Source organism: Alloscardovia theropitheci (assembly GCF_004332295.1).
Taxonomy (GTDB): domain Bacteria; phylum Actinomycetota; class Actinomycetes; order Actinomycetales; family Bifidobacteriaceae; genus Alloscardovia; species Alloscardovia theropitheci.
The window spans coordinates 12,407-25,122 of record NZ_RXLP01000004.1; the positions used below are offsets into that span (position 1 = coordinate 12,407).

Annotated in this window: 7 protein-coding genes and 1 pseudogene; 7 read left to right on the plus strand and 1 reads right to left on the minus strand. The window is 42.2% G+C overall.

Annotated features, from left to right (window positions below; all coding sequences use genetic code 11):
• Positions 1-11: 11 nt before the first annotated feature.
• The 7 genes and pseudogenes from EJ419_RS08550 to EJ419_RS01190 all read left to right on the plus strand — a co-directional run.
• A pseudogene (locus tag EJ419_RS08550) lies at positions 12-506 on the plus strand (ATP-binding cassette domain-containing protein); the annotation flags it as partial.
• Between the two features lie 494 nt (positions 507-1,000).
• Positions 1,001-1,603 (plus strand): MarR family winged helix-turn-helix transcriptional regulator, encoded by a 603-nt coding sequence (locus EJ419_RS01165; protein WP_131283093.1) that lies wholly within the window; start codon positions 1,001-1,003, stop codon positions 1,601-1,603.
• Positions 1,604-1,639: 36 nt separating this feature from the next.
• Positions 1,640-3,397 carry an ABC transporter ATP-binding protein gene (locus tag EJ419_RS01170; protein WP_131283094.1) on the plus strand — a complete coding sequence of 586 codons (1,758 nt, stop codon included), beginning with the start codon at positions 1,640-1,642 and terminating at the stop codon, positions 3,395-3,397.
• A gap of 1 nt (position 3,398) precedes the next feature.
• On the plus strand, positions 3,399-5,351 hold the full coding sequence (locus EJ419_RS01175; protein ID WP_131283095.1) for an ABC transporter ATP-binding protein: 1,953 nt from the start codon (positions 3,399-3,401) through the stop codon (positions 5,349-5,351).
• Positions 5,352-5,591: 240 nt separating this feature from the next.
• Positions 5,592-6,620 carry a tRNA (adenine-N1)-methyltransferase gene (locus EJ419_RS01180; protein WP_131283096.1) on the plus strand — a complete coding sequence of 343 codons (1,029 nt, stop codon included), beginning with the start codon at positions 5,592-5,594 and terminating at the stop codon, positions 6,618-6,620.
• Positions 6,621-6,698: 78 nt separating this feature from the next.
• On the plus strand, positions 6,699-7,259 hold the full coding sequence (locus EJ419_RS01185) for a SixA phosphatase family protein (protein ID WP_131283097.1): 561 nt from the start codon (positions 6,699-6,701) through the stop codon (positions 7,257-7,259).
• 97 nt (positions 7,260-7,356) lie between these two features.
• Positions 7,357-10,419, plus strand: coding sequence for a bifunctional [glutamine synthetase] adenylyltransferase/[glutamine synthetase]-adenylyl-L-tyrosine phosphorylase (locus EJ419_RS01190; protein ID WP_131283098.1), 3,063 nt, complete (start codon positions 7,357-7,359; stop codon positions 10,417-10,419).
• Positions 10,420-10,514: 95 nt separating this feature from the next.
• Here the strand turns inward: EJ419_RS01190 and EJ419_RS01195 are convergent, their stop codons facing one another.
• Positions 10,515-12,578 (minus strand): cation:proton antiporter, encoded by a 2,064-nt coding sequence (locus EJ419_RS01195; protein WP_131283099.1) that lies wholly within the window; start codon positions 12,576-12,578, stop codon positions 10,515-10,517.
• Positions 12,579-12,716: the final 138 nt, after the last annotated feature.

Sequence of the window (12,716 nt, forward strand, 5' to 3'; positions counted from 1 at the left end):
TCAGAGATGTCATGTTTCGCAGGCAGCGTCGTACGATTATTGCTGATGTCAATATAGATATCAAGCAAGGCGAGAAATGGATAATCTTTGGTCCAAACGGTATCGGTAAATCAACGATGATTTCGATGATGGCAACTCGTCTTTTCCCAAGTAGTGGAACTGTGGATATTCTTGGGAATCGTTTGGGTAAGGTGAATGTTTTCTCCTATCGACAAAAAATCGGTTTAGCATCTAACTCGCTTAATCGTGCTTTTGACCCCTTAGAAGATCCTCAAGATGCCATAGTGTCTGCTGTTAACGGGCATGTGGGAAATTGGCACAACGAATACACTCAAGAGCAGTATAGGAAAGCGCGCGAATTAATGAGTCGATATGATATCGAGTATTTGGCGGGTAAACAGATGTATAAGCTGTCTGAAGGCGAACGAACACGAGTGGGGATTTGTCGTGCATTGATGGCAGATCCAGAACTGCTTATTCTTGATGAGCCGACAACTGGCTTAGACCTAGGAGGTCGCGAATTAGTAGTGGACGCATTGCATGAATTTGCGCGTCTCGATGATGCGCAAAATTCTAGCGTAAGCCAAACTGCTGTACTCGTAACTCACCGATTGGAAGAAATTCCTCAGAGCTTTACTCATATTGCGATTTTGGGACGTTTAGATGATCAACGCACAGCACAGATAAATGCGGAAATAGGAAAGCCGGAGCAGATGAGTGCAGATGGTTATGAAACGTTTAATCCAAATCCGGGAAGTATCATTTTTACTGGTTCTTTAGAAGAAGGATTGACAGATGAACGGCTAAGTTCACTTTTTGATATGGATTTACACGTGGTTCATGAGAATAATCGGTGGGCAGCTTTTGCTCGTTAAGAAGCTTTGAGAAGTAACTATCCTAATACTTTAATTTATTTATTTAGTTGCATATTTGACGAACTAAATAAATAGGAGTATCTTAATGTCAAGTAAAAGAAAACTTAAGATTGCAAAGAAGAATTATGGATAGACGTCAAATATATACAAACTTGTCGCGTCTTGGTCACCAGCCTTCCTTTATCTTCGCAGCACAATTTGGTGTTAATCGCAACAATAGTATTGCAACTTTGCGGCTGCTCAATGAGAAAGGGAAACTGACTGCTGGGCAGATTGCACAGTCTCTGAGTATCACTCCCGCTAGTGTGACAAATATTATTAAGAAATTGGAGGCTGCTCATGTTGCTCAACGTATTAAGTCTGAAGAGGACTCACGAGTGACCTATGTGGTTATTACTGATTCTGGGAAAAAATTGTTGCGTGATACAAGTGAGGCATCACAGTCTATGACTGACGCGCTTTTTGCAGGTTTTAGCGACAGTGAGATTGATCAGTTGAACAGTTTTCTGGACAGGTTGTACGTGAATATAACTGATGAACAGTTTAGTTCGTTCATAAAATCGATTTTTGTTAGCGATGATCAATGGGATGCTATGGCACAATTGAGCACTCATTTTGAACGCGCTCGTGAAATCATGATGTCGTCACAAGATCAAGTTGAGTTTCGACAGAAGTACTATTCTGAGATGAAAAAATGGCATTCTCAGATAGCGCAAGTAGACGAATAGGCATAAACATTTAGTAAAGATAAGAAAGGTGCACGAATGCTTGCACTATGGAAAAAGTATCTGGGCAGTCATTGGATTGAAGTAAGTCTGCTCGTACTAGTTCAAATTATTCAAACAATTTTGAATCTATATTTGCCAAATCTTCAGGCAGATATTATTAATGACGGAGTTACAGCCGGAGACACCGATAAAGTGTGGAGCATCGGCTGGACCATGATGATAGTCGCTACTATACAAATCGTAGCTAATGTGATAGCGGTATATTACTCGACACGTGTCGCGATGCGTATGGGATATGAAATTAGACGAGATTATTTCTCTTCCGTGGAAAAGCTATCATTGCATGAAATTGAAACATTCTCTGCTGGATCATTAATCACACGAGCGACCAATGACGTACAGCAAGTGCAGCAAACTACAATGCAATCGATGCTTATTATTTTGCAGGCGCCGATTATGTTTGTCGGCGGTATCATTATGGCTGCCCGACAAGATGGCCCATTGACATGGTCTTTCGCTGTAATCGTACCAATTATTCTTATTTTCGTCGGTATTGTTATGAGTCAACTTGGGCCGTTGTTCAAGAAATTGCAAACGCAACTCGATAGCGTTAATAAGCTCATACGTGAACAAATTAGTGGTGTACGAGTAATTCGCGCATTTGTACGAGAAAAGACAGAACATGAGCGTTTCGAGGAAAGTAATAACACGTTATACGGCGTTGTACTGAACTTAGGACGTTGGATGGGTGTGGCCATTCCAATTATGTTCTTCATTATCAACGTTTCAAACGTTGCGATAATGTGGTTTGGCGGACATCGAATCGAATCAGGTGAGATGGGAATTGGTTCTCTTCAAGCATTTATTCAATATCTGATGATTATGCTTATGGGACTCATGATGGCAACTATGATGTCTGCTATGCTTCCACGCGCTGCCGTCTCTGCAAAGCGTATTAATGAAGTTCTTAACTCGCACAGCACAATTACGGCACCTGAGCATCCATATGTGAATGAAGATCCACAAGGAGTTCTGGAATTCAAGAATGTTTCATTCTCCTATCCTGGTGCTGAAGATCCAGTACTGAAAGATATTTCTTTTAGCGCTAGACCTGGTCAGACGGTTGCTTTTATAGGTGCTACCGGTTCAGGAAAGTCGACGATTATTCGACTTGCTTCACGTATGTTTGATGTAACTGATGGAGAAATATTACTGGACGGTCATAATGTGAAAGAGTATGATCCGCTGCAATTAGCTCGTCTATTTGCTCCTGTTCCGCAAAAATCGATTCTTTTTGCTGGTACTATTCGCTCGAATTTGCTCTATGGTAATCCAGATGCAAGTGATGACCAATTATGGGAAGCGCTTCGCATTGCGCAAGCAGAAGACTTCGTCAAAGAAATTCCTGAAGGTCTTGACGCACACGTTGCACAAGGCGGAACGAATTTCTCGGGTGGACAAAAACAAAGATTATGTATCGCTCGAGCTGTAGTACGACGACCATATATCTATTCGTTCGATGATTCATTCTCAGCTTTAGATATGGCGACCGACCGTAGACTTCATGAAGCTTTAGAGCCAATTACACGAAATGCTACACAATTGCTTGTTGCCCAGCGTGCATCATCTATTCGCCATGCGGATGTCATTATTGTGATGGAAGACGGTAGGATAGCAGGTCAGGGTACGCATGAGGAATTAATGCAAAACAATGATATCTATCGCGAAATTGTTGAATCTCAAGGGGGACAAGGTCCAGATATTGAATCCCTCAGTATAGAAGGTGAGGAATAGGATGGCGAGAAATTCTGTATCTCCTGTAGCGAAGAAGGGGCAACGTTCACGCACATTAGGGCGTCTCATTGGATATCTCTTCCATGAATCATGGCGAATGGCAGTTATGATTCTGGCTGGAATTGTCGGAGTTGCTTTAATCGTATTAGCTCCAAAAGTTCTAGCCCGCGGCACTGATGTTCTTTTCTCAGGAATCCTTGGATCGATGCTCAAGAATACGATGCATCTTCCAGATGGAACTCCTATGAGCACCGTTGTAGACATGCTCAAGCAGAACGGCCAAGGCAATCTTGCAACTATGCTGTCAAGCTACAACGTAGAAGTTGGCAAAGGCGTTGATTGGAATGCCTTCCTGCAAATTATTCTGATAACTGTAGGCATTTATGTACTTGGTATAATCTTTAGATTTATTCAAAACTTTACGATGGCTCGCATTACTACAAATGTAGTGTATCGTATGCGCAATGAGATTGCCGAAAAAATTGATCGCCTCCCACTGAGCTACTTCGATCGCGTACCTCGTGGTGAGGTAATGAGCCGAACGACAAACGATGTAGATAACGTGCAGCAGTCGTTGCAACAGATGCTATCAGAGTTCTTTTTCTCAATTTTCCAATTCATCGCAACAGTAATAATGATGCTGACAATCTCACCAATGCTTACCTTGATTGCAATGATTGTCATTCCTGTTTTGCTCCTTGTTATCTCTGGAATTTTGAAGCTCACTCAACCACAATTCGTTAAGCAATGGGATAGCACTGGTAAGGTTAATTCTCACGTAGAAGAAATGTTCTCTGGGCATATGGTAGTACGAGCATATGGTCAAGAGAGCAGAGCTGAAGAAGATTTTGATGAGTACAATAAAGATTTGTATAAGTCGAGTTTCTTTGCTTCATTTATGTCGAGCTTAATGAATCCACTTACTTCTTTTGCTGGAAATGTATCCTTTATTATCGTTGCAGTTTATGGCGGATTACGCGTTATTAACGGACAACTAACATTGGGTGATTTGCAAGCATTTACACAATACTCACGTCAAACTACTCAGCCATTAGGTCAGCTTGCATCTATGGGATCTATGCTTCAATCTGCGATAGCAAGCTCACAGCGTATCTTCGAATTCCTTGATGCCGAAGAAGAACAACAAGAAGATCCACTTACTCCTACACTTGCCTCACGAGTTGCTAAGAGTGGCGGGGTACAAGGACATGTCGAGTTCGATCATGTTGCGTTCTCATACAATGACAAGAACCCACTTATTCAAGATTTGTCTATTGACGCGAAACCAGGTGAGACAATTGCTATTGTAGGTCCAACGGGCGCAGGTAAGACCACTCTTGTAAATCTGCTCATGCGTTTCTATGAGATTAACAGTGGAAGTATTCGACTTGATGGTGTAAAGACGAATGAACTTACTCGTCAAGACTTGCGCAGCCATTTCGGAATGGTTCTTCAAGATACGTGGCTATTCGAAGGCACAATTAGAGATAATCTCTTCTATGGTGTACACGACAAATCCTTACGTACAGAAGATCGACTTCTCGAAGCTGCACGCGCAACTCACGTCGACGAATTCGTACGACGACTTCCAAATGGATATGACACGATTATGAGTGATGATTCATCTGAATTATCACAGGGCGAGAAGCAATTGTTGACTATTTGTCGGGCATATTTATCCGATCCTGATATCTTAATCTTGGATGAAGCTACGAGTTCTGTCGATACACGTACAGAGATGAAAGTACAAACTGCAATGAATACTTTGCGTACAGGACGTACAGCATTTGTTATTGCTCATCGTCTTTCAACAATTCGTGATGCTGACAAGATCCTGGTAGTTAATAAGGGTAATATCGTTGAGCAAGGAAATCATGATGAACTTCTCGCTCAAAACGGTGTGTATGCAAATATGTATAATTCGCAGTTTGCTGGGAAGTCGGAGGACAACTAGTACAGTAATCTGACATGTAAATCGTAAGATTGCAAACTAGACAGTGATAATAAAGGTGTTCTTATTGATAAAACTAAGCACACCTTTTCTTGTATGTATGTTCTTGTATGCATGGTTTTTCTATTCCGTGTCGTGGGAATGTTTTAACTCAGTATCAATAGATACAATGGTCTGAGTATCCTCTCATGTTTTGTCAGAGGAATTGGTTAGATAAGAATATTTTTCATAGAGGGAGCATATATGCCATATAAACGCGGCGTATTTACAGCTGGGGAAAAAGTGCAGCTTACGGATCGTAAAGGCAATATGCTTACTTTTCAGCTCACACCTGATGGAATTACTGATACTGCTCATGGCCAAATTTTTCATGCTGACATCATAGGCAGCGAAGAAGGGGTTAACATCGTCACACGAGTGGGTAGCTCAACTCATTATGCGGATACATATCGTGAGGGGAAACCTTGGAAGGCAAGCAGACGCATTGGAGGCTGGGAATATACCGTTATGAGACCGCGTCTTGCGGATTATATTCTCTCTATGCCTCGAGGTGCTCAGATTATGTATCCCAAAGATATCGCGACTGTTCTTGAACTCGGTGATATACGAGAAGGCATGCGTGTACTCGAATCTGGTGGCGGATCGGGAGCTATGAGCCTGCATATACTCGAATCCATAGGTGACAAAGGTGAACTGACAACTATTGAGCTTCGTACTGATTTTGCGAGAGTTTGTCAAGCAAATGCCACATTATTTTATGGGCAAGAACCACTATGGTGGAATATTATTGTGGGTGATTTTGATAATGAAATCGCGCAATGCGAGGATAATTATTTTGATAGAGTTGTGCTCGACCAGTTAGATCCGTGGAACCGTATTGATGAAGTGCACAGAGTTATTGCACCTGGAGGAGTTCTATCCTGCTACGTGACGACTACTACTCAACTGAGTAGATTGGTAGAAAAATTGGTTGAATCAGGTCAATGGACGAAGCCACATATTCAAGAAAGCATGGAAAGAAGCTGGAAAGTCGATGGTCTTGCTGTTCGTCCTGAACACAGTATGATAGGTCACACTGGATTCCTTGTCTTTTCCAGGGCTATGGCTGATGGTCAAAGTGCATTGAAGAAACATGAAAGACCAAATAAAGACACAACAACCGATATTGATGAGGTCGAACGTGATATTCAAGCACTTGAGTTGCGTGATATGTCAGATAAAAAACTTCGTAAAGTACTTCGCGACCTAGATTCTCAAATAAGCAAACTATAGTGAGAAGAGAGAAGCTGCGAGGCTACGTGAGTTTAGGAAATTTATATAGTATTTCCCACCTTTTGATAGGATAAAAACATGTCTGTGAATCTTACAAAAATTGGTAAAGAAATTCACCATTACGAATATATTCTGATACTGATGCGCCATGCAAAGACTGAGAAAAATGCCGAAAGTGATTCTGATAGAGAACTCACAGATAAGGGTCGTAAGCAAGCTAAAAGAGTCGCAAAAGCTTTAGACGGAATTAATCTTGTACCAGATGTCATGGAAATATCTGGTGCAAAGCGAGCGCGTCAAACAGCTGAACGTATGCTTAAAGTATTCGGTGATAAACCTGATGTAAGTTATCACAAGAAACTGTATACCGATGGTATGGATGAACTAGCACACATCATTCAGTCTCAAAAGAAAAAGCACAAGATTGTCCTTATTGTCGGACACGAGCCAGTGATGAGCGAAGGCGCACAATGGTGGTCGTCACGTGAAAACTCAGATAAAAATGGATTGTACGATGTGCTACAGCTTGGTCTTTCACCAGCAACTTTTGTTATTCTGGGGTCGAATAAGCCTCTTAATCAATGGGATCTTCACGAAGCGGAAGTGCTTGCAGTTGTTTCTCCCAAAGATTGTGAATAAATACTCTGTTAAAAAGTAATCGTATGGCTTGTATGATATGCGCACGATGAAAATACAACTGTAATTATCTAATCTACGTAGGCGAAGGCGAAATAGTATGGAACAGTCGGTAGTATCATCAGCTACACTTATCCGTGCAGGTTTTAATCATATTTCCCGAGCAATTAAAGATGCTGCTCGTCTCAATGATACTCTTGAAACGGCAAGAGCTAACGGATACGATTGTGCATGGTCAGTTACAGATTTCCTTGAATGGTCCCGGTATGCAGCAGATCCGGATAGCGCGTTATGGCATGTAGCTGATATTTCTCACAAGTTATGCTCAACTGAGCATGAAGGAATCGCTCAATTATTTTTTGGTGGGGATGAAGATGAGATATCGCGAGTCATAGCGATTTGTGGGGTTTCTGACTTTTTAGGTCGTTTCTTAACATCTGAAATATCATTACTAGCTGAGGTACTTGAAGGTGCCATGCCTCGTCTTGATATGCCCGTAGATACGCATGCAAAATATGATCAACAGGTTCAAACTCTGCGAATGACGTATTGGCGCAATATTCTCCACATAGTAGCCGATGATGCGATGAGTGCAAATCCATTGGATATACAGCCTGTAGTTTCAAAGCGAATGAGCACTCTTATAGATGCAACTCTACGTTCCGCTTTGATAATAGCTCAACAGAAAGTCCCCAATAGTAACGGATGTAAGTTTGCAGTTTTTGCTATGGGTAAATTAGGAGCTGAAGAGATTAACTATGTGTCGGATGTAGATCTTGTATATCTCGTAGACAAAACTGAAGATTTTTCTGGCGATTTAATAGCAGTAGGTACTCATATTGGATCGACTTTGCAAGCAGTATGCTCAGCAATAATTCCAGGAGTTACCGCGCCATCTTTATGGGATATTGATACCGCCCTTCGTCCAGAAGGAAAAGCAGGTGCTTTGGTGCGTACTGTTGAATCTGCAAAAGTTTATTACACAAACTGGGCTGAAAATTGGGAGTTCCAAGCGCTACTTAAGGCAAGATTCGTTGCAGGCGATGATGATGTAGCGCGTGATTTCGAAAATCTAATACATCCGCTCGTGTGGTCAGCTTCCTCACGGAAAAATTTTGTATATGATTGCCGTGCGATGCGTCGCAGAGTAGAAGAACATATCGCTATGGATCATAAAGACCGCGAGATAAAACTCGGTAAAGGTGGTTTGCGCGATGTTGAATTTACTGTACAGATGCTTCAACTCGTTCATGGTCGAACTGATGAACATCTCCATACTAAGAACACCCTTGAATCATTGAAGGTCTTAGCTCATCGTGGATACGTTAATCGTGAACAAGCACATGACTTATCAGAAGATTATCGTTTTTTGAGAGTTCTCGAGCATCGTCAGCAATTGTGGAATATGCGGCGAACTCATTTGTTCCCAAAGATTTCATCAGGTTCCGACTCTATTGATATATTTACTCGAACACGACGTATCTCAGACATTGAGCTAGCTCAGAATTCTGATATCTTACGTTTGGCGCGCTCGCTATCTCTTACACCACGTCAACTTGTTGAGCGTTTTGATTCTGTACGCCGTCAGGTTCGACAGTTGCATATGGATATTTATTATCGTCCAATGCTTCCAAATATTTCTCAGATGAGTGATGATGACATTACCCTGACTGAGGAAGCGATGCGAGCACGATTTGAATCAGTAGGTTTTGCCGATCCAGAAGCAGCTATGCGCCACGTACACGTTCTTACTTCTGGAATATCTCGTTCAAGTAGAATTAATCAAATATTGCTTCCAACTATTCTTCTATGGATAGGGAATGGACAAAATCCTGATATGGGGCTCATGATGTGGCGGCGATGGGTCGAAACCTATGGGGGATCTGGACCGTACCTTGGATTCTTGCGTGATTCACCGACTGCTTTGAAGAGAATGTGCCATGTATTGGCAAATTCGCGTTATCTTAGCGATGCCATCATGAAATCGCCTGAATCTGTGACATGGCTTGGTGATGAATCATTATTAGCACCACGTAGCAGCGAAAGTTTGCATAAACGTACCGACATGATGCTCCAACGGTTTGCCGATTCACAAACAGAGTTTTCTACTCTGCTCAGAGCTTTAAGAAGACGCGAAATCGAGCGTGTTGGTCTCGGCTGGATGAGCTCAGTCATATCATCTCAAGATGCCTTGAAAGCTATGACACGCGTGTATGATGTCATTATCGATGCGGCTCTTGAATGGGCAACTGCAAAAATTTGTGCTGATGAGCAGCTCGATTTTCCATTGTCACGCATGGCAGTTATCGCGATGGGACGATATGGGGGAGAAGAAATTAACTTTTCTTCTGACGCTGATTTAATGCTCGTGTATGAAGCACATGAGGGGTCAGAAGATATCGAAGCGCGCCAATTTGCACAAAAGCAAGCCGAATTACTACGTGAAGTCTTATCTGGATTTGCTGGAACCGAACAAAAACTTGATCTTGATATGGATCTTCGCCCTGAGGGTAAGAATGGTCCTATAGTCCGTTCATATGCTTCGTATAGCGAGTATTACGCGTCGTGGTCGCAAACTTGGGAAAAGCAGGCCCTCCTTCGTGCACGTTTTGCTGCCGGGGATAAAGAGCTCGGACAAAGATTTATTAATGATATCGCTAATCCAATTCGATATAACTGCGGTAAATTAACTGAGCAAGAAATCAATAGTATCCAAAAACTCAAGGCACGCATGGAATCCGAGAGATTGCCTCGTGGCGTGAGAAATGATCGCCATATTAAGTTAGGAAAAGGCGGTTTGTCCGACGTAGAATGGACTGTCCAGCTTCTTCAGCTCCAATACGCTTATCAATGGGAAGAGTTACAAACAACGCATACTCTTGATGCTTTGGACATTTTAGAAAGACGAGAAGTGCTGTGCCAGCATGATGCGAAAATACTTCGACATACGTGGAAACTGTGCACAGACCTGCGCAATGCTTCATTCTTGTGGTCGGGAAGAGTTTCACAAGCAGATATCATTCCTGATGATTATTTTGACATGGGCGGTATTGCTGTATGCCTCGGGCACAGTGCTCATCGCGGTCTCCAATTTATGGACGACATTATCAGAACTATGCGAAAGTGTCGTGAGGTAGTGAACCGCTTATTCTATGGAGCATAAGAGTTAAACGAATGTGCTCTATATACGATGTGGTGCTGCTTAAAATTACGGTTAAGCAGCACCACATTTCACTTCGCTAAAAATGCTGTGAAAGATTATAGACCGGAATCAGATTGCATAATAAATACATTGTGACGCATAGAACGAGCCTGATCGCGTGTAATTTCTTGATTATCAAGCATCGTTCTAATGGTTTCGAGCTCAATAGCATATGCTTGGGAAAGAACACTATTGAATTCGTGAAGCATAGCATCTGGATTTGGCATATTTGGGTTAGCAATAGACGGAGTTTGCAAACTTTGGATAAGAGAGCGTAATTCACTGACTAAAGTCGAACCTACAATCGGTGAGACCTGATCGTAATTGATAAGTGTAAACTCGTGATGGATTGCATCTTGGAACATTTGAAGCTGAATACGTGTTATGAGTGAACGTCTATACTCCATGTTTTCAGAACGTGTTGTTACGGAAAGAGTACGTTTCCATGTAAAACGTACAGTAGCACGTGCAGAGCGCAACCACCCTACGAGTTTGAGTCTTAAGAAGTAAGCGCGTGTATGGATACGTTGTTTCCATCCCGAGCCTTCATATGACAATGCGAATTCAATTGGTGCAAGTAAACGCTCACACACATCTCTGTATTCTGGATGATTTTTAGCATAATTTTCAAGCCACAGACTTTGCCATTGACGCATTTCCATACGAGCAGCGTGAAGATGATTGAGCTCATCTTTAGTCATTACTGTTCCGCGTTGACGTGCGATACGTGAATAATATGAGCGCATAACAGCTTCAATAGCTACATGCTGTTCTGGGTTAGCCTTGTGCATGCGAGAAATTGCCATTAATGTACGGTTGAGCATCTCTAAGTTTGCGAGCGCGAACTTGTGTCCATCTTCATCTTCTTCAGGAGGAGCAAGAATTGGGACAACTATATTTGCTAAAAGTAGCGAAATTATGATGTACAGAGCAGCAATGAATAACGACGCTGTTCGTACGGGAAAACCGGTCATGGTATCAAGTTGAGATGGAAGGCTGAATGCCAAGATAAGAGAAATTGTTCCCTTAGCTCCACCAAACGTCATGACTGCAGCTGAATGCCAGCGCTCTTTTGTCATCTTTCGACGTTTACCACTATCTTGAGATTTGGTAAGCCTGAGCATAGCGGCTATCCATATAAAACGAAGAGCCAGAAGCACAATGCATAGGATGATAGCGGTGACCACAAGAGCCCAAGTGTTGATACGTTCGCTTAAAAGAGTCTGACGCATTGCGAGAGGAAGCTCAATTCCAAGCAAAACGAAAACTGAACCGTTCAGCACGAAGGTGAATACTTCCCATACTGCAGAAGACACACGATTAATTTCAGCTAAATCTTCCCCCACACCAACTCGATGATATGCAGCAATTAGTCCAGCGACAACGACAGCAATAACGCCTGAAACATGAATCTCTTCGCCGACCCAGTATACGAAGAACGGGATCATTAATTCTATGAGAATGCGGTTTGTTGTCGTTTCAAGACGAACTCGTCGCATCCAGAAAATAAGACGGTTGAAAAGAACCCCAAAAATGGTTCCTAAAAGTGCTCCGCCTAAGAAGCTATATATAACGTTACCCGTAAAAGCGACAGGGGAGAATTGACCAGTGAGGAGCGCAGCGATCGCAAATTGGAAGCTTACGATGCTCGCTGCATCATTAAAAAGACTTTCAGTGGATAAGACAGCATGCTGTCTAGGAGTTAATTGAGCTTCAGATCCAAGCTGGGCAACTGCTACAGCGTCAGTTGGTCCTAATGCAGCACCCAAAGCAAAGCCAGCAGCTAGTGGAATGACAGCGAGAAATAGTTGAAGAGTGTAACCCGAAATAAGAACAGAAAGAAGAACTAAACCAACTGCAAGCGATAAACTAACACCTAAATTATTGCGCAAACTTGAACGCGATGTCTGAACAGCTTCACGATACAAAAGAGGGGCAATGAACAGCAGTAGAAAGAGCTCAGAATCAATATTAATAACAGGTAAGCCGGGTACGAAGAACCAAATAACACCAAGAAGAATTTGCACAAGCGGCATTGAAACACGCGGTATATATGGACTTAACAAAGATGAGATAACGACAGCAATGCCAATTTCAAGTATGAGCAAAAGTGACTGCATAAGGTGAGGGTTTCTTTCCACATTAAGCTTATGTTTTCCTCTCTAATGATAAAGGACAAAATGACAATACGCTCTCAAAAAACACGGTAAATGATAGATATGTCGTATTTTTGCTTTAAACTTGTTAAGGTCACAGCA

Excerpts from the sequence above, each read along its gene's own strand:
- EJ419_RS01165 (WP_131283093.1), top strand. The coding sequence starts at position 1,001 with ATGGATAGACGTCAAATATATACAAACTTGTCGCGTCTTGGTCACCAG.
- EJ419_RS01170 (WP_131283094.1), top strand. The coding sequence starts at position 1,640 with ATGCTTGCACTATGGAAAAAGTATCTGGGCAGTCATTGGATTGAAGTA.
- EJ419_RS01175 (WP_131283095.1), top strand. The coding sequence starts at position 3,399 with ATGGCGAGAAATTCTGTATCTCCTGTAGCGAAGAAGGGGCAACGTTCA.
- EJ419_RS01180 (WP_131283096.1), top strand. The coding sequence starts at position 5,592 with ATGCCATATAAACGCGGCGTATTTACAGCTGGGGAAAAAGTGCAGCTT.
- EJ419_RS01185 (WP_131283097.1), top strand. The coding sequence starts at position 6,699 with ATGTCTGTGAATCTTACAAAAATTGGTAAAGAAATTCACCATTACGAA.
- EJ419_RS01190 (WP_131283098.1), top strand. The coding sequence starts at position 7,357 with ATGGAACAGTCGGTAGTATCATCAGCTACACTTATCCGTGCAGGTTTT.
- EJ419_RS01195 (WP_131283099.1), bottom strand. The coding sequence starts at position 12,578 with ATGCAGTCACTTTTGCTCATACTTGAAATTGGCATTGCTGTCGTTATC.